A 24,233-nucleotide genomic window follows, 5' to 3' on the forward strand; every position below is an offset into this window, starting at 1 on the left:
AGCATTGTCGAACCGCTAACTTCGGAGGTTGCCCGATGGCACGCACCATCCAGTCGCTGGAGCGCGCCGCAGCGATGCTGCGGCTGCTCGCGGGAGGGGAACGGCGGCTGGGGCTCTCCGACATCTCCTCCTCCCTGGGACTGGCCAAGGGCACCGCCCACGGGATACTGCGCACCCTGCAGCAGGAGGGCTTCGTCGAGCAGGACGCCGCCTCCGGCCGCTATCAGCTGGGCGCGGAGCTGCTGCGGCTGGGCAACAGCTACCTGGACGTGCACGAGCTGCGCGCCCGCGCCCTCGTATGGACCGACGACCTGGCCCGCTCCAGCGGCGAGGCGGTTTACCTGGGCGTCCTGCACCAGCAGGGCGTACTGATCGTCCACCACGTCTTCCGGCCGGACGACAGCCGGCAGGTGCTGGAGGTGGGCGCGATGCAGCCGCTGCACAGCACGGCGCTGGGCAAGGTGCTCTCGGCGTACGACCCGGTGGCGCACAGCGAGATCGTCGAGGCGGACCGGGAGGCGTTCACCCCGCGCACGATGACCGGACTGGGGGATCTCGAAGGGCTGCTGGACCTGACCCGCGCACGGGGCTGGGCGGCGGACGTGGAGGAGACCTGGGAGGGCGTGGCCTCGGTGGCCGCGCCGATCCATGACCGGCGGCGGATGCCGGTGGGTGCGGTGGGGGTCACGGGAGCGGTGGAGCGGGTGTGCCAGGACGGCGAGCTGCGGCCGGAAATCATCGCTGCTGTGAGGGATTGCGCACGCGCTGTGTCCCGGGATCTTGGTGCAGGGCGATTCTGACCGGTTTCACACCATAAGTTCACCTAAGTTTTTCGCCACGGAACCCTTGACGGGGTTCTACCGGTGAACAAAACTGCCGTTCGTCGGTCGGCATTGTCGAACACCTAACGGCAATATTCGCTATGGTGGGGCATTGCCGCGGGCCGACCACCGCCCTCTAGGAGGGCGCGGACCACCGGACGGGACCCGGGGTTCGCCTTCCCCTGGACGAAGGACAAAGGAGTCGCGGGTGTCCAGCTCCGACATCTTCATCAGCGAGACCATCGGTACCGCTGTTCTGCTGTTGCTCGGCGGTGGCGTCTGCGCCGCCGTCACGTTCAAGCGCTCCAAGGCGTTCAACGCCGGATGGGTCGCCATCGCCTTCGGGTGGGGCTTCGCCGTCCTCACGGGTGCCTATATCGCCGCGAAGTCCGGCGCACACCTCAACCCTGCGGTCACCATCGGCATCGCCATTCAGGGCGGCATCGAGTGGAGCCAGGTGCCGGTCTACCTGGCCGGCGAGATGCTCGGCGCCATGATCGGCGCGGTCCTGGTGTGGATCACCTACATGGGGCAGTTCCAGGCCCATCTGAGTGACCCCGAGGTCCTGGCGGACCACACCGGTGAAGAGGGCATGGTCGACCAGTCGGCCGCGCCGAAGGCCGGACCGGTCCTCGGCATCTTCTCCACCGGCCCGGAGATCCGGAACGTGGCGCAGAACCTGCTCACCGAGATCATCGCCACCGTCGTGCTCGTGCTGTCGATCCTCACCCTCGGGCTGAGCGACAACGGCAAGGGCGTCGGCGTCATCGGCACGCTGCTGGTCGCGCTGGTCGTCACCGGCATCGGTCTGTCGCTGGGCGGTCCGACCGGGTACGCCATCAACCCGGTCCGTGACCTCGGTCCGCGCATCGTGCACGCACTTCTGCCGCTGCGGAACAAGGGCGGTTCAGACTGGGGCTACGCCTGGATCCCGGTCGTCGGCCCGCTGATCGGCGGAGCCATCGCCGGGGGCATCTACCAGGTGGCGTTCGCCTGAGCCGCCTGACCGCCCCGACTCCGCCCGCACAGACTTCTTGGAGCAACCCATGAGCGACACCCCCAGCACCTCCTCGCACGGCCACGGCCCGTTCATCGCGGCCATCGACCAGGGCACCACGTCCAGCCGCTGCATCGTCTTCGACAAGGACGGCCGGATCGTCTCGGTCGACCAGAAGGAGCACGAGCAGATCTTCCCGAAGCCGGGCTGGGTGGAGCACGACGCCACCGAGATCTGGACCAACGTCCAGCAGGTCGTCGACAGCGCCGTGCACAAGGCAGGGCTCACCGCCGCCGACGTCAAGGCGATCGGTATCACCAACCAGCGCGAGACCACCGTGCTGTGGGACCGCACCACCGGTGAGCCGGTCCACAACGCCATCGTCTGGCAGGACACCCGTACCGACGCGCTCTGCAAGGAGCTCGGCCGCAACGTCGGCCAGGACCGCTTCCGCCGCGAGACCGGCCTGCCGCTGGCCTCCTACTTCGCCGGCCCGAAGATCCGCTGGCTGCTCGACAACGTCGAGGGCCTGCGCGAGCGCGCCGAGCGCGGCGACATCCTCTTCGGCACGATGGATTCCTGGGTCATCTGGAACCTCACCGGCGGCGTCGACGGCGGCGTGCACGTCACCGACGTCACCAACGCCTCGCGCACCATGCTGATGAACCTCCACCGCCTGGAGTGGGACCCGAAGATCCTCACGTCGATGGAGATCCCGGCGGCCGTGCTGCCGGAGATCAAGTCGTCCGCCGAGGTCTACGGCCGCACCACCAGCGGTGTGCTGGCCGGTGTCCCGGTCGCATCGGCGCTCGGTGACCAGCAGGCCGCGCTGTTCGGCCAGACCTGCTTCGAGCAGGGCGAGGCCAAGTCCACCTACGGCACCGGCACCTTCATGCTGATGAACACCGGCCACGAGCCGGTCAACTCCTACAACGGGCTGCTGACCACGGTCGGCTACCGCATCGGCGACCAGCAGCCGGTCTACGCCCTGGAAGGCTCCATCGCCGTCACCGGCTCGCTCGTCCAGTGGATGCGCGACCAGATGGGGCTCATCAACAGCGCGGCCGAGATCGAGACCCTGGCCAGCACGGTCGAGGACAACGGCGGCGCGTACTTCGTTCCGGCCTTCTCCGGCCTGTTCGCCCCCTACTGGCGCTCGGACGCGCGCGGTGTCATCGCGGGCCTGACCCGCTATGTCACCAAGGCGCACATCGCGCGCGCCGTACTTGAGGCCACCGCCTGGCAGACCCGCGAGATCACCGACGCCATGACCAAGGACTCCGGCGTCGAGCTGACCGCGCTCAAGGTCGACGGCGGGATGACCTCCAACAACCTGCTGATGCAGACCATCTCGGACTTCCTGGACGCCCCCGTGGTGCGCCCGATGGTCGCCGAGACGACCTGCCTCGGCGCTGCCTACGCGGCCGGACTGGCCGTCGGCTTCTGGTCCAGCACCGACGAGCTGCGCGCCAACTGGCGCCGGGCCGCCGAGTGGACCCCCCGGATGGATGCGGCCACCCGTGACCGCGAGTACAAGAGCTGGCTCAAGGCCGTCGAGCGGACCATGGGCTGGATCGAGGACGAGGAGTAAACATGAGCACCCTGCAGAGCGTCCCGGCACTCGGGACGCACCCGGCCAGTGGTTCGCACGCGAGCCGTGCCGAGACCCGGGAGCAGCTTTCCAAGGCGACGTACGACCTCCTGGTGATCGGCGGCGGCATCCTGGGCATCTCCACCGCCTGGCACGCCGCACAGGCCGGGCTGCGGGTTGCCCTGGTGGACGCCGGTGACTTCGCCGGCGCCACCTCCTCCGCCTCCTCCAAGCTGCTGCACGGCGGCCTGCGTTACCTGCAGACCGGCGCGGTCAAGCTCGTGGCGGAGAACCACTTCGAGCGGCGTGCGGTCTCCCGCCAGGTGGCACCGCACCTCGCCAACCCCCTGACCTTCTACCTGCCCGTCTACAAGGGCGGCCCGCACGGCGCGGCCAAGCTCGGCGCGGGTGTCTTCGCCTACTCCGCGCTGTCCGCGTTCGGCGACGGCGTCGGCCATGTCATATCCCCGGCCAAGGCGCAGCGCGACGTTCCGGAGCTGCGGACGGACAACCTCAAGGCCGTTGCCGTGTACGGCGACGACCAGATGAACGACTCCCGGATGGCCCTGATGACCGTCCGCGCGGCGGCCGCGGCCGGCGCCACGGTCCTCAACCACGCCGAGGTCACCGGTCTGCGCTTCACCCAGGGACGGGTCACCGGCGCGGAGCTCAAGGACCGGATGGAGGGCGAGGAGTTCGGCGTCAACGCCCGCCTGGTGCTCAACGCCACCGGCCCGTGGGTGGACCACCTGCGCAAGATGGAGGACCCGAACGCGGCCCCCTCCATCCGCCTGTCGAAGGGCGCCCACCTGGTCCTGAAGCGGACCGCGCCCTGGAAGGCCGCGCTGGCCACCCCGATCGACAAGTACCGCATCACCTTCGCCCTCCCCTGGGAGGACATGCTGCTGCTGGGCACCACGGACGAGGAGTTCGAGGGTGACCCGGCGGATGTCTCGGTCACCGAGAAGGACACCGCCCAGATCCTGGACGAGGCCGCCTTCTCCATCCGCGACCAGCAGCTGTCCCGCGATCTGATCACCTACTCCTTCGCGGGTCTGCGGGTGCTGCCCGGCGGCCCCGGCGACACCTCCAAGGCCAAGCGCGAGACGGTCGTCACCGAGGGCAGCGGCGGCATGCTGTCGGTCGCCGGCGGCAAGTGGACGACCTTCCGCCACATCGGCCGTACGGTCATGAACAAGCTGGCCGCGCTGCCCGGCCACCCGCTGGCCGAGGACATGGAGCCGATCGCGCATCTGCCGAAGAAGCTCCCGCTGCCCGGTATCGCCAACCCGAACGCGGTCGCGCACCGGCTGCTCGTCGACGGCGGCACGCCCGGCCCGCGGATGGCCCCGGAGACCGCGCGGCACCTCGCCACCCACTACGGCTCGCTGTCCTTCGACATCGCCCGGCTGGCGAACGAGAACCCGGCGCTGGCCGAGCGCATCCACCCCGACGCCCCGGAGATCTGGGCGCAGGTCGCCTACGCCCGCGACCACGAGTGGGCCGAGACGGTCGACGATGTGCTGCGCCGCCGTACGACCCTGATGATCCGGGGCCTCGACTCGGAGGACGTCCGGACCAAGGTCAAGGACATGCTGGCGGAGTGACGCCGGCGGACCACGGCTGAGAACGGCTGAACAGCTGACGGCACGCCAGGGCGCGTGCAGCGAGTGACGATGGGGCGGTCCACGGGGCCGCCCCATCGCCGTGTCGGGAGGGGCGGAGCCGGGCGGGGCGGCCGTCGGCGGTCACTGTCAGTGGCGGCTGCGATGATGTGGACCGGAACGCATCAACGGGGGGATGACGATGGCGCGGCCACGATGGCGGCGGGTGGTGAAGTGGGCGGCCTGGACGGTCGCCGTGCTGATCGTGCTGCCGGTGACACTGGCGGGGACGGCGCTGCGCGCCCAGTACGCGGGCGAGGCGGCTCCGCAGGCCACGACCCGCGGGCGCGACGCGCTCTGGCTCGGCCATGCCTGGGTGGACGGCCGGCGGGACGCCTCCGACGTCGCGGCGCTGCGCCGGCGTCTCCAGGGCTCCGGCATCCGTGATCTGTACGTCCACGCCGGGCCGTTGGAGCACGACGGCACCCTGCCGCCGGCCCGCGCGGCCTACCCGCGGGCCCGTTGGCTGCTCTCCGCGCTGCACCGCGCGCTGCCGTCGGTGCGGGTGCACGCCTGGCTGGGCGACCGGCTGGTGTACGCGCCGGGTGAGCGGGGCGGGCTCCGGCTGTCGGACGCCTCGGCGCGTGCGGCGATCGTGGCCAGTGCCCGTCAGGTGCTGGCGGCCGGGTTCGCCGGCGTCCATCTCGATCTGGAGCCGCTGCACTCCGGCAACACCGACTATCTGCGGCTGCTGGACCGGCTCGGGCCCGCGGTCCGGGGCCGGGGAGCGGTGCTGTCCGTCGCGGTCCACCAGATCGATCCGCTGCCCGGACTGCACACGGTCAGCGGGGCGCTGACGGGCCACCGCAAGTGGATATCCCAGCGGTTCTTCGGTCAGGTGGCGCGCCGGGTCGACCAGATCGCGCTGATGTCGTACGACACCGGGCTGCCGGCCGAGAGCCTCTACGGCGGCTATGTGGCGCAGCAGACCCGGCTGGCGCTGGCGGCGACGGGGCCGCACACCGATCTGCTGATGGGGCTGCCGTTCTTCCACACCGAGAGCGTCGGCCATCACGCCTCGGCGGAGACGGTGCGGGCCGCGGTCCGGGGCATACGTCTGGGGCTGACCCGTGAGGACCCGGGCCGCCGGCGGTTCGGAACGGCGCTGTATGTCGACTTCGCCGCCACGGAGGAGGACTGGGCCGCGTACGGGAGCGGCTGGGGCCGCCGTGACCGGTCATAATGAGCCGAGACATCGGATGTCTGGGACGGTATCCGGGCGGGTCCAGCGGGGAGGTCGGCATGGCGGTCACCGACGAGGCCATCGAGAAGATCAAGGGCATGATCGTCTCCGGGGCGCTGCGGCCGGGCGACCGGCTGCCGAAGGAGAGCGAGCTGGCTTCCGAGCTCGGACTGTCCCGCAACTCACTGCGCGAGGCGGTGCGCGCGCTCTCCCTCATCCGCATCCTGGATGTGCGCCAGGGCGACGGCACCTATGTCACCAGCCTCGATCCGCAACTCCTGCTGGAGGCGATGAGTTTCGTGGTGGACTTCCACCGCGACGACACGGTGCTGGAGTTCCTCGCCGTCCGCCGGATCCTGGAGCCGGCCGCCACGGCGATGGCGGCCGGCCGGATAGGCCTGGAGGAACTCGACGCCCTGGAGGCCCAGTTGAACGCGCTGGGGCCGAGCCCCTCGGTCGAGGATCTGGTCGCCTGTGATCTGGAGTTCCACCGCGGGATCGTCGCGGCGTCCGGCAACTCCGTGCTCTGCTCGCTGCTGGAGGGGCTGTCCGGGCCGACCACCCGGGCCAGGGTCTGGCGGGGACTGACCCAGAAGGACGCGGTGGCCCGCACCCTCACCGAGCACCGGGCGATCCTCGGCGCGCTGCGCGACCGGGACGCGGAGGCGGCGCGGGCCTGGGCGACGGTGCACATCGCGAGCGTGGAGCAGTGGCTGCGCGCCTCGCTGTGAGACCGGCCGGCACCGCCGCCGCGCCCGGGGTCAGACCGCGAAGCCTCCGTCCACGGCGATCGAGGCGCCCGTGATGTACCGTCCGCCGTCGCCCGCCAGATGGGCCACGGTCGCCGCGACGTCCGAGGCCCGGCCGTACGCCCCCAGCGCGGTGAACCCGGCCTGCATCGCCGCGCTCTCGCCGTCGGCGGGGTTCATATCGGTGTCGATGGGGCCCGGGTGTACGAGGTTGGCGGTGATGCCGCGCGGCCCCAGTTCCCTGGCCAGGGTCTTGGTCAGGCCGGTGAGCGCGGCCTTGCTGGTGGCATAGAGGGTGCCGCCGGGGAAGGCGACGCGCTCGGCCATACAGCTGCCGATGGAGATGATCCGGCCGCCCTCGGTCAGATGCGCGGCCGCGGCCTGCGCCGCCAGGAACGGCGCCCGGACGTTGGTCCCCAGAACCCGGTCGACATCGTCGAGGGAGATCCCCTCGAACGGTCCGATCACACCGACGCCGGCGTTGTTCACCAGGATGTCCAGCCGCCCGAAGCGGTCGACGGTGCCGGCCACCGAGGCCCACACCGCTTCCGCGTCCTCGCTGTCGGCCCGTACCGCCCAGGCCTGTCCGCCGGCCCGCTCGATCTCCTTGACGACCTGTTCGGCCCGGTCCTGCCCGTTCCGGTAGGTCAGGGCCACCGCCGCCCCGTCGGCGGCCAGCCGCAGCGCGATCGCCCGGCCGATCCCCCGGCTCCCGCCGGTCACCAGGGCCGCCTTGCCGGTGAGCGGCCGGGTGCCGTCCCCCGCCTCCGTCGTCGCCGCCGTCGTCGCCGTCGCCGTCATCGTCATCACCTTCGTATCGAGTCGTCCGTGGCCGGGCGCAGCCGTGCGGAATCCACGGGATGGCGCGGGTGCGTCACCGGGTCGCGGGGGCTTTCCCGCGGTACGACTAGATCCTCCGGCGCGGCGGGGGCCTGGGCTGGCGGAATCCGGACGCCACGTCAGCGGCCCGGGAGCGCGGGTGCCGGCGGCGTCCCGATCCCGTAGACCCGCCCGGCCGTTCCCCCGAAGACGTCCGACCGCTCCGCAGCCGCGAGCTGCCCGGTGGCCGCCTCCGCGAGCGCCACGACGTCCTCGTAGCCGGCGGCCAGGGTGCACACCGGCCAGTCGGAGCCGAACATCATCCGGCCGGGGCCGAAGGCGTCCAGGACGTGCCGGGCGTAGGGCAGGATCTGCTGCGGCCGCCAGGCTTCCCGGTCCGCCTCGGTGACCAGCCCGGACAGCTTGCAGCTGACGTTCGGGAGCGCGGCGAGGGCGGTGACGGCGTCCGCCCACGGCTGCCACTCCCCCGTGACGACCGGCGGTTTGCCGGCATGGTCCAGCACAAAGGCAAGCTGGGGCAGGGCGCGTACCGCGGTGTGTGCGGCGGGCAGTTCGCGCGGGGTGACCAGCAGGTCGTAGACCAGCCCGGCGCCGGCCAGGGCGCCCAGGCCGCGCAGCACGTCCGGGCGGGTGAGCCAGTCGGGGTCCGGTTCGTCCTGCACCTGGTGGCGGATGCCGACCAGACCGGCGGGCAGCGCCGCGAGGACCTCGGCGAGCGCCGGGTCGCGGAGGTCGGCCCAGCCGACGACACCGGCGACCGGGCCGTCCCCCACCGCGAGGGCGAGGAGTTCGGCGGTCTCCTCGTACGAGGACGACGACTGGACGAGGACCGTGCCGTCGATGCCGTGCTCGGCCAGATGAGGAGTGAGGTCGGACAGCGCGTAGCCGCGGCGGATCGGATCGGCCCAGGGCCCGTCCATCCAGGGCTGTTCCCGCCGGCTGAGGTCCCACAGGTGGTGATGGGCGTCGATACGCATCAGGGGCGCGCTCCGGGGTCGGGCTCAGTCGTTCAGGGGCAGCGGCAGATCGGGGTCGAGCAGGCCGCGGGCGACGAGCGTATGCCACAGCTCGTCCGGGATCTGCTGGGTGAACAGCCTCGCGTTCTCGGCCATCTCCTCCGGTGTGGCGGCGCCGACAACGGCCGCGGCGATGGCAGGGTGTCCGAAAGGGAAGCGGAGCGCCGCCGCTTTGAGGGGGATATTGAACTCTGCGCAGCAGGCGGCAAGTTGACGCGCGCGGTCGAGCAACGGGGCCGGGGCCGGGGCGTAGTTGTAGGGCGCTCCGAGTGAGGGGTCGGCCAGCAGGCCGGAGTTGTAGACGCCGCCGACGACCACCGAGGTGCCGCGGCGGGCGCAGACCGGCAGCAGATCACCGGCGGCGGTGCGCTCCAGCAGGGTCCAGCGGCCGGCGCAGAGCACCACGTCGGCATCGAGGTCGGCGACCAGACGGGCCAGCGGAGCGCTGTGGTTCATCCCGAATCCGATGGCCCGGACCACCCCCTGTGCGCGCAGCTCCGCAAGGGCCGGGAAGCCCGTCTCGTACACCTCGCGCAGCTGGTCCTCGACGTCGTGCAGATAGACGATGTCGACGGCGTCCACCCCGAGCCGCGTCAGGGACGCGTCGAGGGTGGCGCGGATGCCGTCGCGGGAGAGGTCCCGTACGCGGGCCCGCGCGGGGGTGTCCACGAAGCCCTCGCCCGCCGCGCGTTCCCCCGGGGCGAGCGGGCGCAGCCGGCGGCCGACCTTGGTGGAGAGGGTGTAGGAGGCGCGGTCGTGGCCGCGCAGCGCCCGGCCGAGGCGCTCCTCGGACAGGCCCACGCCGTAGTGGGGTGCGGTGTCGAAGTAGCCGGCGCCGGTGGCGAGGGCGGTGTGGACGACCTCGCGGGCCTGCTCCTCCGGGACGGCGCGGTAGAGGTTGCCGAGCGGTGCACAGCCCAGCCCCAGGGGCGGGACGGTGACACCGGTACGTCCCAACTCCCGTGGCCCGTAAGGGGGATAGCGCATGGCGGGCCTCAGTCCTGCTTCTCGCCGCTGGTGAAGCGGGAGATGACCAGCGCGACGATGATGATCATGCCGTTGAGGAACTGCGTCCACAGTGGTGGCACCCCGCCCAGCGTCATCACATTGATCACGAGCTGGAGCGTGAGGACGCCGGTGAGCGCGCCGAAGAGGGTGCCCCGGCCGCCCTTGAGGCCGATCCCGCCGATCACCGCGGCGGCGAAGACCTGGAAGATCCAGCCGTTGCCCTGGCTCGCGGAGACCGCGCCGTAGTGGCCGGTGTAGAGGATCCCCGCAAAGGCGGCGAGCACCCCGCCGAGGGCCAGCACGATCCAGGTGAGCCGGTCCACCCGGATGCCGGCCGCGCGGGCCGCCTCCGGGTTGCCGCCGATGGCGTACAGCGCCCGCCCGTGCCGGAGGTAGCCGAGGGCCGCGCCGCCGAGCGCGAAGAGGGCGAGGCAGATCCAGACGGCGGCCGGTACGCCCAGCCAGTCGGCCTTGCCCAGATAGGCGAAGGACTCCGGCACATTGCCGATGGACCGGCCCTCGGAGATGCCCACTTGCAGGCCGCGGAGCATGGTGAGCATGCCGAGGGTGGCGATGAAGCCGTTGACCCGCAGGGTGAGGATGAGGAAGCCGTTGGCGGCGCCGACCGCCGCGCCCACGGCCAGGCAGAGCGGGATCGCCGTCCAGGCGGGGAAGAGCTCCAGCCCGGCGAAGCGGGCGCCGTCCGCGGGCATCACCAGCCACAGGGCGAGCACCGGCGCCAGGCCGATGGTCGACTCCAGCGACAGATCCATCCGCCCGCTGATGAGGATCAGCGCCTCGCCGAGCACCAGCAGGCCCAGCTCGGTGGACTGCTGGATGACGCCGATGAGGTTGTCCTGGGTGAGGAACGCGGGCGACACGATGAAGCCGATGACGCCCAGCACGAAGATCACCGGCACCAGGGAGAAGTCCCGCCAGCGGGCCGGCTCGATCCGGGGCCGGCGGCGCGGCGGCGGCCGGTCCACCGCGTCGGTGGCCGGCGGCGATGCGGTCTCGGTCATGACGCGGTCCCTTCCGTTCCTTCCCTGCCCGGTGAGTCCGGTGCGGCGTCCCGGCCGCCGCCGGTGCCGGGCGGCTGGTGCTGACCGCGGCCGCCGGCGGCCATCCCCTCCATCGCGGCGACCAGTTCGTGGTCGCGCCAGCCGGCCGGGAATTCGGCGGTCACCCGGCCGTGGAAGACCGCCAGCACCCGGTCGCAGACCCGGAGGTCGTCCAGCTCGTCGGAGACGATCACGGCGCCGCTGCCGCCGTCCGCGACCTCCCGTACGACGCCCAGCAGTGCGTCCTTGGACTTGACGTCGACGCCGTTGGTGGGCCGGATGGCGACCAGCACCGCGGGCTCACGGGCCAGCGCACGGGCGATCACGACCTTCTGCTGGTTGCCGCCGGAGAGCCCGGACACCGGCTGGCCGGGCCCGGTCGCCTTGATGTCGAGGGCCTCGATCATCCGCCGGGCGAACGCGCGGGTGCGGGAGGGCAGTACGGTGCCCATCGGCCCGAGCCGGCCGGTGACGGTGAGGGTGGCGTTCTCGGCGACGCTGCGGTGCGGGACCAGCCCCTCGCGGTGCCGGTCCTCGGGGACATAGCCGATGCCCGCGTCGAGGGCGTGCGGGACGCTGCCCGTACGGACCGGGCGCCCGCGCACCGCGATCCGTCCGGCGTCCGGCGTCCGCAGCCCCACCAGGGTCTCGCCGATCGCGGTGCTCCCGCCGGCCGTGGCGCCCGCGAGCCCCACCACTTCACCGGCCCGTACGGTCAGGTCGAGCGGCGCGAAGTGCCCGTCCACGGCCAGGGCCTCGGTCCGCAGCACCGGCTCGCCCGTCCGGCGCACGCCCGGCCACGGCTGCCGTACGGCGGCCGGCTCCTCCCCCGTCATCGCCGCCACCAGCGCGTCCTTGGCCAGCCCCGGCACGGGCGCGGTCAGCACATGCCGGGCGTCACGGAAGACGGTGACGGTGTCGCAGAGCTCGTGGACCTCCTGCAGATGGTGCGAGATGAACAGGAAGGCCACGCCCTGGGCGCGCAGCGCGCGCAGCTTGGCGAAGAGCCGGTCGATGCCGCCCGCGTCGAGCCGGGCGGTGGGCTCGTCGAGGATGATCAGCCGGGCGCCGAAGGACAGCGCGCGGGCGATCTCCACGAACTGCCGCTGTTCGACGCCGAGATCCCGGATCCGGGCGGCGGTGTCGACCTCGACGCCGTACTCGGCGAGCAGTTCGCGGGCGCGGGTGTGCAGCGCCCGCCAGCGGATGGTGCGCGCGCCCTGGAAGCGGCCCAGGTAGAGGTTCTCCGCGACGGTCAGCTCCGGCACGGTCATCGACTTCTGGTAGACGCAGGCGACCCTGCGCTGCCAGGCGGCGGTGTCGCCCCAGCCGGGCGCCGGTTCCCCGCCGAAGGTGACCCGGCCGGCGTCCGGACGTTCCATACCGGTCAGCACGGACACCAGGGTGGATTTGCCGGCCCCGTTGCGGCCGACGAGGGCATGCGCCTCGCCGGGCCGTACGGTCAGCCGGGCGCCGTCGAGGGCGACGGTGGGCCCGTAGCGTTTGACGATCCCCTCGGCGTGCACCGCCGCCGCCCGGTCGTGGGTCTCCACGGCCGCTACTTCTTCTTTTCCAGCTGATTGGCCCACAGCTTCTTGTCGTCCACGGTGTCCTTGGTGACCAGGGGCGCCGGCAGCTGGTCCTCCAGACCGTTCTTGATCTTCACGATGGTGGAGCCGTGATCGGTCGGCCCCGGCTTGAAGGTCTTGCCGTCCAGGCCGGCCTTGGCGTAGTGGAGCGCGTACTTGGCGTAGAGGTCGGCGGGCTGGGAGAGGGTGGCGTCGATCTTCCCGGCGCGGATCGCGTCCAGTTCGTCCGGGATGCCGTCGTTGGAGATGATGGTGATGTGCCCGTCGGAGCCGGCCGGCCGGAGCAGCTTCTTCTGCTCCAGGAGGGCGAGCGTCGGCTGCAGGAAGGCTCCGCCGGCCTGCATGTAGATGCCGTTGAGGTCCGGATGCTGGGCGAGCAGGCTCTGCAGCTTGGCGGAGGCGACCTCGCCCTTCCAGTCCGTGGCCAGCTCATGCACGGTGATCTTCGGGAACTTCCGCTTCATACAGGCCGCGAACGCCTCGGAGCGGTCCCGTCCGTTGATCGAGCTGAGATCACCCTGGAGTTCGGCCACCCGCCCCTTGCCGCCCAACTGCCGGCCGAGGTATTCGCAGGACTTCTCCCCGTAGGCGCGGTTGTCGGCGCGTACGACCATGTAGACCTTGCCCTCGTCGGGGCGGGTGTCCACGCTCACCACCGGGATCTTCTTCTCCGCCAGGCGCTGCAGCTCGGCGGAGATGGCGCCGGTGTCCTGCGGTGCCATCACGATCGCTCCGGCGCCCTGGTCGGTCAGCGCCTGCACATTGGAGACGACCTTGGCGATGTCGTTCTGCGAGTTGGACAGCGGCAGCGCTGCCGGGCCGCCGTCGTCCAGGTCCTTCTCCAGGTACTGCTGGTAGGAGTTCCAGAAGTCGGTGTCCGTACGGGGCATATCGATGCCGATCCTGCCGCCCGCGGTGTCACTGCCGCGGTTGCAGCCGGTGAGCGCGGCGAGGGCGAGCACCGCGGCACAGGCCGCCGCGCCGGTCGTACGCAATCTCATGGGTGGTCCCTTGGTCGTGGTGTACGGACGGGCGAAGGGCGACCGGACGGCCCGGTTCACGTTGCGGGCCGCAGTCGTACCCCCTGCATCCCCCCGTCCACGGCGAGCGCCGTCCCGGTGATGCCGGAGGCGGACGGGGACGCCAACGAGGCGATGGCGGCGGCGACTTCGTCGGCGGTGACCATCCGGCCCATCGGCTGGCGGGCGTGGAGGGCGGCGCGTTCGGCGACCGGGTCGTCGGCGCGGTCCAGCAGCCGGCCGACCCACGGGGTGTCGGCGGTGCCCGGGTTGACGCAGTTGACGCGGATGCCCTCGCGGAGGTGGTCGGCGGCCATCGCGAGGGTCAGCGAGAGCACCGCGCCCTTGCTGGCGCCGTACAGCGCGCGCTGCGGCAGGCCCGCGGTGGCGGCGATGGAGCAGGTGTGGGTGATGGAGACCCGGCCAGGGGCGCCTGCGGCGGTGCGGCGCAGCGCCGGCAGCGCGGCGCGGGCGGTGCGCACCAGCCCCAGCACATTGACGTCCAGGACCCGGCTCCACTCCGCGTCGTCGTTGTCCTCGACGGTGCCGACGGCGCCGGTCCCGGCGTTGCCGACGAGGGTGTGCAGGGCGCCCAGCTCCCCCACCGCTTCGCCGACGGCGGCCCGTACGGCGGCGTCGGAGGTCACATCGGCCGTGACCGGGATCGCCCCGGCGGGCGCGCCGGCCGGGTCCCGGTCCAGGACGGCAACCCGCGCGCCGCGCGCCAGCAGCAGCGCGGCGGTGGCCGCCCCGATGCCGGAGCCGCCGCCGGTGACGAGGGCGGCCATCCCCTCGAAGTCGGCCGGGTGGCGGCCGGTCCGCGGTGCGTCGCTCATACGGTGACCTCCTGCTCGCCCCGGTGGTCGTGCGGCTGCTGACGGGCGCGCCACACGGGCCCGTCGGGAAAGCGGTGGGCGGCGACCGAACCGGGTTTCATCCGGGCCGAGAAGCCGGGCGCGGTCGGGGCGCGGTAGCGGCCGCGGTCGATGACGACGGGGTCGCTGAAGTGGTCGTGCAGATGGTCGACGTACTCGATGACCCGGTCCTCCCAACTCCCGGACACCGCCACGTAGTCGAACATCGCCAGATGCTGCACCAGCTCGCACAGCCCCACCCCGCCGGCGTGCGGGCACACCGGTACCCCGTACTTCGCGGCCAGCAGCAGGATCGCGAGGTTCTCGTTGACCCCGGCGACCCGCGCCGCGTCGATCTGTACGAAGTCCACGGCGCCGGCCTGCAACAGCTGCTTGAAGACCACCCGGTTGGCGACATGCTCACCGGTGGCGACCTTCACGGGCTGTCCGGAGCGCACCGCGGCGTGCCCCAGGACGTCGTCCGGGCTGGTCGGCTCCTCGATCCAGTGCGGGGTCCAGGGCGCCAGCGCGGTCATCCAGCGGACCGCCTCGGCCACGTCCCAGCGCTGGTTGGCGTCGACGGCGATCCGCACGCCGGGGCCGACCGCGTCCCTGGCCAGCCGCAGCCGCCGCTTGTCGTCGTCGAGGTCGGCGCCCACCTTGAGCTTGATCTGGCCGAAGCCGTCGGCCACCGCCTGCTTCGCCAGCCGCACCAGCTTGGTGTCGTCGTAGCCGAGCCAGCCGGGCGAGGTGGTGTACGCGGGGTAGCCCTCGGCCTTGAGGCGGGCGGCGCGTTCGGCGCGGCCGGGTTCGGCGGCGCGCAGGAGGGCCAGCGCCTCCTCGGGAGTCAGGGCGTCGGACAGATAGCGGAAGTCGACGAGCGAGACCAGTTCCTCGGGCGTCAGCGCGGCGAGGAACTCCCACACGGGCAGCCCCGCCCGGCCCGCGGCCAGGTCCCAGGCGGCGTTGACCAGTGCCCCGGCCGCCATCTGCATCACCCCTTTTTCGGGGCCGAGCCAGCGCAGCTGGGAGTCGTGGGTGAGGTCGTGGTGCAGGGCGGCGAGACCGGCGGCGGTGACGGGGGCGGGGCGGCCGACGACGTAGGGCGCGAGGGACCGGATCGCGGCGGCCATGACCTCGTTGCCGCGCCCGATGGTGAAGCAGAAGCCGTGCCCCTGCGGTCCGCTGCCGGTGCGCAGCACGACATAGGCGGCGGAGTAGTCGGGGTCCGGGTTCATGGCGTCCGAGCCGTCGAGCTGCTCCGAGGTGGGGAAGCGGACGTCGTGGACCTCGAGCTCGGTCACGGTGTCGGTCACGGCCATGCGCATGCCCCCTGGGATGTTGCGGAAGAACATCGGACCTTTCCCGGACATCCGATGTATAGACCCGCGTGTAAGACCGCGTCCAGACCCCGTACGGAAGTTGAGCCAATGAACCTCGGGACAGGTCGGATGAATCGCTACCCCTCCCTGCAAAGGGGCTACGGACCGGCACCGCAGAAGCCGTAGTCTTGGGATCGCACGTAATGGAACTGCTGCCGGCGGCCGCCCCCGGCGGCCGCACCGGTCGGAAGGAGGCGCTGGGTGATCGAGCTCGAGGGGGTACCCGAGCTGATCGACCCGGTCATGGTGGCCGCGTTCGAAGGCTGGAACGACGCCGGCGACGCCGCCTCCGCCGCGGTCGCACATCTCGACCGGGAATGGAAGGGCGAGGTCTTCGCCGCGCTGGACGCGGAGGACTACTACGACTTCCAGGTGAACCGTCCCACCGTCTTCCTGGACGGCGGGGTACGCAAGATCACCTGGCCGACGACCCGCCTCTCCGTCGTCCGCGTCGGCGATACGAACGGCAAGGGCCGCAAGCGCGACCTCGTCCTGGTCCGCGGTATCGAGCCCAGCATGCGCTGGCGTTCGTTCTGCAACGAAATCCTCGGTTTCGCCCATGAGTTGGGTGTGGAGATGCTGGTGGTGCTGGGCTCACTGCTCGGCGACACCCCGCACACCCGCCCGGTGCCGGTCAGCGGCGTCACCTCCGACGCGGATCTGGCCTCCCGGCTCGATCTGGAGGAGTCCCGCTACGAGGGCCCCACGGGCATCGTCGGCATCCTCCAGGAGGCGTGCACCCATGCCGGTGTCCCCGCGGTGAGCCTGTGGGCCGCGGTGCCGCACTATGTCTCCCAGCCGCCCAACCCGAAGGCCAGCCTCGCCCTGCTCAACCGCCTGGAGGACCTCCTCGATGTCCGTATCCCGCTGGGCGAGCTGACCGAGGACGCCCGCGCCTGGCAGCTGGGCGTGGACCAACTGGCGGCCGAGGACAGCGAGGTCGCCGAGTACGTCCAGTCGCTGGAGGAGGCGCGGGACACCGCGGATCTGCCGGAGGCGTCCGGAGAGGCCATCGCCCGCGAGTTCGAGCGCTATCTGCGCCGCCGCGACCCGCAGTCCGGTCCCGGCGTGGCGACGGAAGGCGGGCTCGCCGACGGCCGCGACAGCTCCTACCTCCGCGACACCACCAGCGGCCGCACCCGTCCGCCCCGCCCGGTGTCCAAGGAGCCCCGCGAGCCGAAGGCCGGCGAGGACTCGGCGACGGGCCCGAAGGACACGGCCAAGGGCAACGGCACCACCGAGACCCCGGACTCGTCGGGCGGCGCGGACTCCGCCGACTCCCCACGGCCGGAGGACGGCCCGGAGGGCAACGGAAGCTGAGACCGGGGACCACTCCCCGGCACGCCAGGGGCGCCGGACCGGCCAAGCGGCCGGTGCGGCGCCCCTGGCGTTTCCCTTGTGGAGCCCGTAAGTCCCGGGAAGCACAAGGAGAAGGGGCGCTTCCGCCGGCCGGCGGAAGCGCCCCTGAAGGACGGAGATGACGGGTCGTTACAGGGCCACACCGAGCAGCGCGTCGACCGCGCGGGAGACCAGGCCGGGGGCGCCCTCGTCGGTGCCGCCCCCGTCCTGCTGCGCGGCGGCCCAGCGGTCCACGGCCGCGAGGGCGGCCGGGGAGTCCAGGTCGTCGGCGAGCGCCGTACGGATTTCCTCAAGGAGGGCGTCGGCGGACGGGCCGTCAGGACGGGAGACCGCGGCACGCCAGTGCGCCAGCCGCTCCACGGCCTCTTCCAGCACCGCGTCGGTCCACTCCCAGTCGGCGCGGTAGTGGTGCGCGAGCAGCGCCAGCCGGATCGCGGCCGGGTCGGTGCCGTCGCGCCGTACCGCGGAGACGAAGACGAGGTTGCCCTTGGACTTGGACATCTTCTGGCCGTTCAGGGCGACCATCCCGGCGTGCACATACGCCTTGGCGAACGGGTGCTCGCCGGTGAGCGCCTGGGCGTGCGAGGCGCCCATCTCGTGGTGCGGGAAGGCGAGGTCGGAGCCGCCGCCCTGGACATCGAAGCCCATACCGAGGTGGTCCAGCGCGATGGCGACACACTCGATGTGCCAGCCGGGCCGGCCGCGGCCCAGCGAGGCGCCGTCCCAGCTCGGCTCGCCCTCGCGGGCGGCCATCCACAGCATCGGGTCGAGCGGGTTCTTCTTGCCCTCGCGCTCCGGGTCGCCGCCGCGTTCGGCGGACAGCAGCCGCATCGCCTCGGCGTCCAGCCCGGAGACCTCGCCGAAGTGCGGGTCGGACTCGACGGAGAAGTAGATGTCACCGTCCAGCTCGTAGGCGGCGCCGGCGTCGCGCAGCCGCTCCACCAGCGGGACGATGCGAGGTATCGACTCGACGGCGCCTATGTAGTGGCGGGGCGGCAGCATCCGCAGGGCCGTCATGTCCTCGCGGAAGAGGGCCGTCTCGCGCTCGGCCAGCGCCGTCCAGTCGTCGCCGGTGGCCACGGCCCGCTCCAGGAGCGGATCGTCGACATCGGTGACGTTCTGCACGTAGTGCACTTGGTGCTTCGTGTCGAGCCACACGCGCTGAACCAGGTCGAACGCGTTGTAGGTCGCCGCGTGCCCCATGTGGGTGGCGTCGTACGGCGTGATGCCGCAGACGTAGATACGGGCGACGGGACCGGGGTCGAGGGTTACCCGTCCGCCGGTCGCGGTGTCGTGGATCCTCAGGTCGCGGCCCTGGCCAGGCAGGGCGGGGACCTCAGAAGCGGGCCATGCATGCATGCCTTGAGCGTAACCGGACGGATGTTCCGCATACGAACCGGACCGGAGGTCTGGCCAGAAAGGCGCTCTTGTGTTCGACGGATGAACGTGCAAGGGGGCACCGGCGATACGGCCGTATCTGGGCGGATCAGACGGGCGGATCAGACGGGCGGCCAGGGGATCGCCGGCCATTCACCGCTCGGCTCCGGGTGCCGGCCACTGCGCAACAACCCCGCCACCCGCGCCCGCAACGCCTCGGTCTCGGCGTCCGTGATCAGTTCGGCCAGTCGGGCGGCGAGCGGCCGGTCCTCCTCCAGCGCCCGCCGCAGGCCCCGCAGGACCTCCAGCGCCTCGTCGGTCAGCGGCTCCCCCGCCCATCCCCACAGCAGCGTGCGCAGCTTGTCCTCGGCGTTGAACGTCACGCCGTGATCGATGGCGAAGAACTCTCCGTCGGCGCCGGGCAGCAGATGACCGCCCTTGCGGTCACCGTTGTTGATCACCGCGTCGAGCACCGCGAGCCGCCGCAGCCGCGGATGGTCGGCGTGCACCAGCAGCGCGGTGCGGCCCTCGCCGATCTGGGCGAGGCCGACGGCCTTCCAGCCGGGCCCCGGCTCCTCGTCCTCCACCAGCGCCAGCAGCTCGGGCACCTCGTCGCTGCTCTCCGGCGGATCGATCCACTCCTGGACCATGCCGGTGCCGTACGGGCCGTCCCGCAGCACCGTCGGGGGGATCAGGTCCCAGCCGCAGGCCCGGGAGATCTCGTACGCGGCGACCTCACGCTGGGCGAGCGTGCCGTCGGGGAAGTCCCACAGCGGGCGCTCGCCGGCGACGGGCTTGTAGACACAGGCGGCGCTGCGGCCGTCGAGGGCGACCGTGCAGTAGAGCACCGCGTTGGAGGCTTCCTGGATGCGGCCGCGGACGGTCAGCTCCCCTTCGGCGAGCAGGGCGTCCGTGGTGCCACCGGCGGGCTTCGGCGCGGCCGCCGGCGGGTCCTGCGGCCGGGCGGGGCCGGGCAGCGGCGCGGTGGGCTCTGCGGCGGACTCCATGGCGCTCAGGCGTCCCGCCGGTATCCGTTCTGGCGCGGGCATACGTGTCCCTCCGGGTCGAGCGGCAGGCTGCACAGGGGGCACGGCGGGCGGCCGGCGTTGACGACCTCCAGCGCCCGCTTGGCGAACGCCCTGGCCATGGTTCCGGTGAGGCGCACCCGGAGCATCGGCGGGCCGTTCTCGTCGTCCTGGAGCAGCCGCTCCTCGGCGTCGGCGAGGTCCTCTTCGCTGTCCGCGTCCAGCTCGACCAGGGCCTGCGCCTCGACGATCATCCGCTCGTCCTCGCCGTCCCAGGCGAGCGCCATCGTGCCGACCCGGAACTCCTCCTCGACCGGCGATTCCAGCGGTGCGGTGTCGCTCAGCTCGGCGGGCGAGACGGCGGGCACCGGGGCGTTGCCGCCGCTGCGCCGTACGACCTCGTCCAGCAGCTCGTCGATCCGCTCGGCGAGGGCGGCGACCTGGGTCTTCTCCAGGGCGACGCTGGTGGTGCGGCCGGCCGCGGTGGCCTGGAGGTAGAAGCTACGGCGGCCAGGCAGCCCGACCGTACCGGCCACAAAGCGGTCCGGCGCGTCGTAGAAGAACACCTGACGGGACAACGTCCTGCTCCGATTGCTCGACTGCGGGGTCACTGCGGTCGCTGCACGTCCTGCGGTCACTGCGCGGATCGCAGGGGCGTGGCGGGCAGCGCCGTCGCACCACCCTACTGCGCCGACTGATCACGCTGCTCCCGCACCACCGCCGACTGCCGCGTCCCGCTCGGCCGCCGCGGCGCCGCCCTCCGCCCGCGGTGCGAGCGATCCGAAGTCACCGGTGTCCCCGAGCCGGACGAGGTAGGGGCGCAGCCGGGTGTAGCGGATCGCGGTGACGGAACAGGGCTCGACGGAGATCCGCTGGAAGAGGTCGAGGTGCATGCCCAGCGCGTCGGCGACCAGGGATTTGATGATGTCGCCGTGCGAGCACATGGCGTAGGTCGCCTCGGGGCCGTGTGCCTCCTCGATCCGGGCGTTCCAGTCGCGTACCGCGTCCACCGCGCGGGCCTGCATCGCGCGCATCGACTCACCGCCGGGGAAGGCGGCCGCGGACGGGTGCTGCTGGACGATCTCCATCAGCGGCTCGTCGCTCAGTTCGGCGAGTTTCCGGCCCGACCACTCGCCGTAGTCGCATTCGCTGATCCGGTTCTCGATGTGCAGCGTGAGCCACGGCCGGGCGTCCAGCAGCGGCGCCACGGTCTCCCGGCAGCGCTGCAGCGGGCTGGAGACGACGGCGGTCAGCGGCACCTGCGCCAGCCGTGCGGGCAGCGCGGCGGACTGGGCGGCGCCGCGCTCGTCGAGAGCGACTCCGGGCGCCCGCCCGGCGAGCACCCCGGCGGTATTGGCGGTGGAGCGGCCGTGCCGCACCAGGATCAGCGTGGGCATGGCCGCCACCCTACGTTCCCCGTACGCCTTCCTGGCAGGTGGCCGGGCAACGCGCGAGAATGCCGGTGTGATCGTCGACAGCGCCATCTACCGGGAGGGCCGTCGCACCGAGTGCGCGACGGACTTCTCCCACGCCCTGGAGGAGGCGCGGGCCGAGGGGCACTCCTTCCTGTGGCTGGGGATGTACGAGCCGACGGAGGAGGAGTTCGCGCGCGTCCGGTCCGAATTCGCGCTGCACCCGCTGGCCGTCGAGGACGCGCTCAAGGCGCATCAGCGGCCCAAGCTGGAGGTCTACGACGACTCGCTGTTCATGGTGCTGAAGCCGGTCACCTATGACGACCGGGCCGACACGGTGACCGCTTCGGAGCTGATGGTCTTCGTGGGTGACGCGTTCGTCGTCACCGTCCGGCACGGGGAGGCCAGCCCCCTGGCGGCGGTGCGCCACCGGCTGGAGGAGCACCCGGAGATCCTGCGGCACGGTCCGGGGGCGGTGCTGTACGCCGTCAGTGACGCGGTGGTCGACCACTACATCGAGGTGGCCGCCGAACTCCAGCTGGACCTGGAGGAGTTGGAGGCGGAGGTATTCGCTCCGGTACGCGGCAAGGACACCAAGAACACCGCCGCCGAGATCTATGCGTTCAAGCGCGAGGTGCTCGAATTCCGCCGGGCGACCGGTCCGTTGGTGGAGCCGATGACCCGTCTGCAGAACCCCGGGGTGCCGTTCGTGCACGCGCACGCCCGGCCGTTCTTCCGCGATGTCGACGACCACCTCACCCGTGCCAACGAGTCGGTGGAGGGCCTGGACCGGCTGTTGTCGGACATTCTCTCCGCCCACCTCGCGCAGATGGGCGTGCGGCAGAACGACGACATGCGCAAGATCTCGGCCTGGGCGGCGCTGGCGGCGGTCCCCACTCTGATCGCCGGCATCTACGGCATGAACTTCGACAACATGCCGGAACTGAAGTGGAACCTGGGGTATCCGGTGATCCTGGGGGTGATGGTCATCATCGAGGTGTCGCTGTACCGGCTGTTCAAGCGCCGCGGCTGGCTGTGACACCGGGGTCCCGCGGGCCGTGGGCCCGGTCAGCTCAGGCGAACTCCGGCGCGGAGGTGGCCGGTCCGCCCAGTGCGTTCCGCCGCTCGGGCATCCGGAGGCTGACCATCCGCCGCCAGCCGGCCAGCCGCTCATAGGCGTACACCGCCCGGATCCCGGCGGCGAGCACGACGGATTTCACCGCCGGCCACTTCAGGATGCGGCCCATGTGGGCCATCACCGCCAGGCTGACGTCCCGATAGACGACGATCTCGGCATGGGCGCACTCCCGCAGGATCCGCTGGATGGTGCGGCCGTGCCCGGCACGGGCCAGCCGCAGCAGCTCCTCGTGGCAGTACGCGAGGTGGTTGTCCTCGTCGTGGGAGATCATCCGGACCGCCTTGCCCAGCTCGGGGTGGTCGCCGAAGTGTCTGGTGAGCAGCACCATCTGGCCGGCGGCGCGCTCTTCGGTGACCCGGCTGTGGGCGAGGTAGGTGATGATGTCGAGCTCGGTGAGCGGCTCGTCGCGGCGCAGCTTGTCGTGCGCCAGGCCGATGCCCCGCCGTTCCAGCAGCGCGGTGTAGTCGGTCTCCACCGGGACCTCGGCCGGCGTCAGTCCGCGCTTGTGCATCAGGGCCTGGAAGATCCGGCCGTGTTTGTCCTCGTCGGCGCCGTGCCGGGCGACCTTGGGCGCCAGCTCACCCATGGACGCGGGCAGCAGCGCGGCGATCCGGCCGTTCTCCCAGCCGCCCTGGGCCTCGCCGCTGGCGGCGATGGAACAGAACAGGCGGAAGGAGTCGTCGTTGCCGATGATCTCCTGGAACAGGCTTCGGGCCGAGAGCATCTATGCCACCTCCGAACGGACACACCCGTGAGGAAAGTCAATTGGGGTGTCCGGTGGGCGGCAACCGGAGCGGCGGTCCGTTCGGCCGTTCGGGGGAGGTGTGTCCCCGCTGCGGGCGTAACCAGCGTGCCCGTGGCGGCGTTGTGCTGCCTGACGGCCGTGGTGGGGAAGACCCCCGAGCCCCCACCACGGCCGCGGGGCTTCACCGGCCGGCGCTGCGGGCGCCGGCCGGGTGCGGGCGTACGGGCCCGGCGCCCCGTAGGGCGTTACGCCAGACCGGCGCGCTCCAGGGCCTCGGTACCGGCCCGCAGCGACGCCAGCCGGTCCTCCAGGGAGAAGCCCGCCGGGGCCAGCGTCAGCGTGGTCACCCCTGCCGCCGCGTAGGCCTGCATCCGCTCGGCGATCCGCTCGACGGAGCCGAGCAGCGTGGTCTGGTCGATCAGCTGCTCCGGGATCGCGGCGGCGGCGCCTTCCTTGTCGCCGGACAGGTACTTCTCCTGGATCTCGGCGGCTTCCTTGCCGTAGCCCATGCGCTGTGCGAGCTGGTTGTAGAAGTTCTGCTTGGGGCTGCCCATCCCGCCGACGTAGAGCGCGGTGTACGGACGGAACATGTCGGCCAGCGCGCTGACGTCCTTGTCCGCGCCGACGGCCAGCGGCAGCGTCGGACAGATGTCGAAGCCGTCCAGGGTCTTGCCCGCCTTCTCGCGGCCGGCCCGGAGGTGCGAGATCGCGGTCTCCTCCAGGTGGTCGGCCGAGGGGAAGATCAGCAGAGCGCCGTCGGCGATCTCACCGGTCTGCTGGAGGTTCTTCGGGCCGATCGCGGCGATGTAGAGCGGGATGTGCTCGCGCTGCGGGTGCACCGTGAGCTTCAGCGGCTTGCCCGGACCGCCCGGCAGCGGCAGCGTCCAGTGCTCGCCCTCGTAGGACAGCCGCTCGCGCGACATCGCCTTGCGGACGATGTCCACGTACTCGCGGGTGCGCGCCAGCGGCTTGTCGAACTTGACGCCGTACCAGCCCTCGGACACCTGCGGCCCCGAGACGCCGAGGCCCAGCCGGAAGCGGCCCCCGGAGAGCGAGTCCAGGGTCGCGGCCGTCATCGCGGTCATCGCGGGCGTACGCGCCGGGATCTGGAAGATCGCCGAACCGATGTCGATCCGCTCGGTCTGGGCAGCGACCCAGGAGAGCACGGTGGCGGCATCGGAGCCATAGGCCTCCGCGGCCCAGCAGACGGAGTAGCCGAGGCGGTCGGCCTCCTGTGCCACCGCGAGATTGTCGGAGTCCATCCCGGCGCCCCAGTAGCCGAGGTTGATGCCAAGCCTCATGCCGCTCCCCTTACCCATCAGTAACGTCGCTGTTCCGGGGACTGTAGCCCCCAGCCGCGCCGGCTGTCATCGCCGGGTTGTCCACAGGTCCCCTGATGCCGG

At 71.8% G+C, this 24,233-nt stretch carries 22 protein-coding genes; 8 read left to right on the forward strand and 14 right to left on the reverse strand.

Features of this window, described 5'->3' with window-relative positions; all coding sequences use genetic code 11:
- The first annotated feature begins 35 nt into the window (after positions 1 to 35).
- The 6 genes from NUT86_RS09500 (at position 36) to NUT86_RS09525 (ending at position 6,987) form a co-directional block, all read left to right on the forward strand.
- Positions 36 to 800, forward strand: coding sequence for an IclR family transcriptional regulator (locus NUT86_RS09500; protein ID WP_093647830.1), 765 nt, complete (start codon positions 36 to 38; stop codon positions 798 to 800).
- A gap of 229 nt (positions 801 to 1,029) precedes the next feature.
- Positions 1,030 to 1,818, forward strand: a complete 789-nt coding sequence (locus tag NUT86_RS09505) for an MIP/aquaporin family protein (protein ID WP_018087788.1) — start codon at positions 1,030 to 1,032, stop codon at positions 1,816 to 1,818.
- 49 nt (positions 1,819 to 1,867) lie between these two features.
- The gene (glpK, locus tag NUT86_RS09510) at positions 1,868 to 3,409 is read left to right on the forward strand and encodes a glycerol kinase GlpK (RefSeq protein WP_018087789.1); all 1,542 of its coding nucleotides are present in this window, start codon (positions 1,868 to 1,870) and stop codon (positions 3,407 to 3,409) included.
- Positions 3,410 to 3,411: 2 nt separating this feature from the next.
- A complete protein-coding gene (locus NUT86_RS09515) occupies positions 3,412 to 5,016 on the forward strand; it encodes a glycerol-3-phosphate dehydrogenase/oxidase (RefSeq protein WP_018087790.1) in 1,605 nt (534 codons plus the stop codon).
- Positions 5,017 to 5,215: 199 nt separating this feature from the next.
- The gene (locus NUT86_RS09520; RefSeq protein WP_266449412.1) at positions 5,216 to 6,256 is read left to right on the forward strand and encodes a hypothetical protein; all 1,041 of its coding nucleotides are present in this window, start codon (positions 5,216 to 5,218) and stop codon (positions 6,254 to 6,256) included.
- A 59-nt stretch (positions 6,257 to 6,315) separates the two neighbouring features.
- Positions 6,316 to 6,987, forward strand: coding sequence for a FadR/GntR family transcriptional regulator (locus NUT86_RS09525; protein WP_018087792.1), 672 nt, complete (start codon positions 6,316 to 6,318; stop codon positions 6,985 to 6,987).
- A gap of 30 nt (positions 6,988 to 7,017) precedes the next feature.
- Here the strand turns inward: NUT86_RS09525 and NUT86_RS09530 are convergent, their stop codons facing one another.
- From NUT86_RS09530 to NUT86_RS09565, 8 genes are all read right to left on the reverse strand, one after another.
- Positions 7,018 to 7,806 carry an SDR family NAD(P)-dependent oxidoreductase gene (locus NUT86_RS09530; RefSeq protein WP_274734689.1) on the reverse strand — a complete coding sequence of 263 codons (789 nt, stop codon included), beginning with the start codon at positions 7,804 to 7,806 and terminating at the stop codon, positions 7,018 to 7,020.
- 158 nt (positions 7,807 to 7,964) lie between these two features.
- Complete coding sequence (locus tag NUT86_RS09535) at positions 7,965 to 8,822, reverse strand: amidohydrolase family protein (RefSeq protein ID WP_274734690.1); 858 nt, start codon at positions 8,820 to 8,822, stop codon at positions 7,965 to 7,967.
- 24 nt (positions 8,823 to 8,846) lie between these two features.
- Positions 8,847 to 9,848, reverse strand: a complete 1,002-nt coding sequence (locus NUT86_RS09540; RefSeq protein ID WP_274734691.1) for an aldo/keto reductase — start codon at positions 9,846 to 9,848, stop codon at positions 8,847 to 8,849.
- 8 nt (positions 9,849 to 9,856) lie between these two features.
- Positions 9,857 to 10,891: an ABC transporter permease gene (locus tag NUT86_RS09545; RefSeq protein WP_093647838.1), complete on the reverse strand. Its 1,035-nt coding sequence runs from the start codon at positions 10,889 to 10,891 to the stop codon at positions 9,857 to 9,859.
- The gene (locus tag NUT86_RS09550; RefSeq protein ID WP_274734692.1) at positions 10,888 to 12,483 is read right to left on the reverse strand and encodes a sugar ABC transporter ATP-binding protein; all 1,596 of its coding nucleotides are present in this window, start codon (positions 12,481 to 12,483) and stop codon (positions 10,888 to 10,890) included. Before NUT86_RS09550 ends, NUT86_RS09545 begins: the two co-directional genes overlap by 4 nt.
- 5 nt (positions 12,484 to 12,488) lie before the next feature.
- Positions 12,489 to 13,520: a sugar ABC transporter substrate-binding protein gene (locus tag NUT86_RS09555; RefSeq protein WP_266449427.1), complete on the reverse strand. Its 1,032-nt coding sequence runs from the start codon at positions 13,518 to 13,520 to the stop codon at positions 12,489 to 12,491.
- A 56-nt stretch (positions 13,521 to 13,576) separates the two neighbouring features.
- Positions 13,577 to 14,374, reverse strand: coding sequence for an SDR family NAD(P)-dependent oxidoreductase (locus tag NUT86_RS09560; protein WP_018087799.1), 798 nt, complete (start codon positions 14,372 to 14,374; stop codon positions 13,577 to 13,579).
- On the reverse strand, positions 14,371 to 15,714 hold the full coding sequence (locus NUT86_RS09565) for an enolase C-terminal domain-like protein (RefSeq protein ID WP_174876471.1): 1,344 nt from the start codon (positions 15,712 to 15,714) through the stop codon (positions 14,371 to 14,373). The genes NUT86_RS09560 and NUT86_RS09565 overlap by 4 nt, the downstream gene beginning before the upstream one ends.
- Before the next feature lie 261 nt (positions 15,715 to 15,975).
- On the opposite strand from NUT86_RS09565, the gene NUT86_RS09570 reads away from it, so the two are divergent.
- Positions 15,976 to 17,094, forward strand: coding sequence for a PAC2 family protein (locus tag NUT86_RS09570; protein WP_274734693.1), 1,119 nt, complete (start codon positions 15,976 to 15,978; stop codon positions 17,092 to 17,094).
- 168 nt (positions 17,095 to 17,262) lie between these two features.
- Here the strand turns inward: NUT86_RS09570 and mshC are convergent, their stop codons facing one another.
- From mshC to NUT86_RS09590, 4 genes are all read right to left on the reverse strand, one after another.
- Positions 17,263 to 18,492 carry a cysteine--1-D-myo-inosityl 2-amino-2-deoxy-alpha-D-glucopyranoside ligase gene (gene mshC, locus NUT86_RS09575; protein WP_266450023.1) on the reverse strand — a complete coding sequence of 410 codons (1,230 nt, stop codon included), beginning with the start codon at positions 18,490 to 18,492 and terminating at the stop codon, positions 17,263 to 17,265.
- Between the two features lie 140 nt (positions 18,493 to 18,632).
- Positions 18,633 to 19,517 (reverse strand): SCO1664 family protein, encoded by an 885-nt coding sequence (locus NUT86_RS09580; protein WP_274734694.1) that lies wholly within the window; start codon positions 19,515 to 19,517, stop codon positions 18,633 to 18,635.
- Positions 19,518 to 19,522: 5 nt separating this feature from the next.
- The gene (locus NUT86_RS09585; RefSeq protein ID WP_078518492.1) at positions 19,523 to 20,113 is read right to left on the reverse strand and encodes a DUF3090 domain-containing protein; all 591 of its coding nucleotides are present in this window, start codon (positions 20,111 to 20,113) and stop codon (positions 19,523 to 19,525) included.
- Between the two features lie 120 nt (positions 20,114 to 20,233).
- Positions 20,234 to 20,932, reverse strand: a complete 699-nt coding sequence (locus tag NUT86_RS09590; RefSeq protein ID WP_018087805.1) for a histidine phosphatase family protein — start codon at positions 20,930 to 20,932, stop codon at positions 20,234 to 20,236.
- Positions 20,933 to 20,999: 67 nt separating this feature from the next.
- Between NUT86_RS09590 and corA the strand changes: the two genes are divergently transcribed.
- A complete protein-coding gene (corA, locus tag NUT86_RS09595) occupies positions 21,000 to 21,986 on the forward strand; it encodes a magnesium/cobalt transporter CorA (RefSeq protein WP_026169305.1) in 987 nt (328 codons plus the stop codon).
- Positions 21,987 to 22,020: 34 nt separating this feature from the next.
- On the opposite strand, the gene NUT86_RS09600 is transcribed toward corA, so the two are convergent.
- Positions 22,021 to 22,809, reverse strand: coding sequence for a ferritin-like domain-containing protein (locus NUT86_RS09600; RefSeq protein WP_274734695.1), 789 nt, complete (start codon positions 22,807 to 22,809; stop codon positions 22,021 to 22,023).
- Positions 22,810 to 23,075: 266 nt separating this feature from the next.
- Positions 23,076 to 24,131, reverse strand: coding sequence for an LLM class F420-dependent oxidoreductase (locus NUT86_RS09605; RefSeq protein WP_274734696.1), 1,056 nt, complete (start codon positions 24,129 to 24,131; stop codon positions 23,076 to 23,078).
- Positions 24,132 to 24,233: the final 102 nt, after the last annotated feature.

It is taken from the genome of Streptomyces sp. G7(2002) (assembly GCF_028870195.1).
GTDB lineage: Bacteria > Actinomycetota > Actinomycetes > Streptomycetales > Streptomycetaceae > Streptomyces > Streptomyces nigrescens.

Bases quoted from the DNA above. Each gene is read 5' to 3' on its own strand.
- NUT86_RS09600 (WP_274734695.1), bottom strand. From the start codon at position 22,809: ATGCTCTCGGCCCGAAGCCTGTTCCAGGAGATCATCGGCAACGACGAC.
- NUT86_RS09520 (WP_266449412.1), top strand. From the start codon at position 5,216: ATGGCGCGGCCACGATGGCGGCGGGTGGTGAAGTGGGCGGCCTGGACG.
- NUT86_RS09545 (WP_093647838.1), bottom strand. From the start codon at position 10,891: ATGACCGAGACCGCATCGCCGCCGGCCACCGACGCGGTGGACCGGCCG.
- NUT86_RS09565 (WP_174876471.1), bottom strand. From the start codon at position 15,714: ATGGCCGTGACCGACACCGTGACCGAGCTCGAGGTCCACGACGTCCGC.
- NUT86_RS09560 (WP_018087799.1), bottom strand. From the start codon at position 14,374: ATGAGCGACGCACCGCGGACCGGCCGCCACCCGGCCGACTTCGAGGGG.
- NUT86_RS09605 (WP_274734696.1), bottom strand. From the start codon at position 24,131: ATGAGGCTTGGCATCAACCTCGGCTACTGGGGCGCCGGGATGGACTCC.
- NUT86_RS09555 (WP_266449427.1), bottom strand. From the start codon at position 13,520: ATGAGATTGCGTACGACCGGCGCGGCGGCCTGTGCCGCGGTGCTCGCC.
- glpK (WP_018087789.1), top strand. From the start codon at position 1,868: ATGAGCGACACCCCCAGCACCTCCTCGCACGGCCACGGCCCGTTCATC.
- NUT86_RS09535 (WP_274734690.1), bottom strand. From the start codon at position 8,822: ATGCGTATCGACGCCCATCACCACCTGTGGGACCTCAGCCGGCGGGAA.
- NUT86_RS09515 (WP_018087790.1), top strand. From the start codon at position 3,412: ATGAGCACCCTGCAGAGCGTCCCGGCACTCGGGACGCACCCGGCCAGT.
- NUT86_RS09540 (WP_274734691.1), bottom strand. From the start codon at position 9,848: ATGCGCTATCCCCCTTACGGGCCACGGGAGTTGGGACGTACCGGTGTC.
- NUT86_RS09530 (WP_274734689.1), bottom strand. From the start codon at position 7,806: ATGACGGCGACGGCGACGACGGCGGCGACGACGGAGGCGGGGGACGGC.
- NUT86_RS09500 (WP_093647830.1), top strand. From the start codon at position 36: ATGGCACGCACCATCCAGTCGCTGGAGCGCGCCGCAGCGATGCTGCGG.
- NUT86_RS09525 (WP_018087792.1), top strand. From the start codon at position 6,316: ATGGCGGTCACCGACGAGGCCATCGAGAAGATCAAGGGCATGATCGTC.
- NUT86_RS09590 (WP_018087805.1), bottom strand. From the start codon at position 20,932: ATGCCCACGCTGATCCTGGTGCGGCACGGCCGCTCCACCGCCAATACC.
- mshC (WP_266450023.1), bottom strand. From the start codon at position 18,492: ATGCATGCATGGCCCGCTTCTGAGGTCCCCGCCCTGCCTGGCCAGGGC.
- NUT86_RS09580 (WP_274734694.1), bottom strand. From the start codon at position 19,517: ATGGAGTCCGCCGCAGAGCCCACCGCGCCGCTGCCCGGCCCCGCCCGG.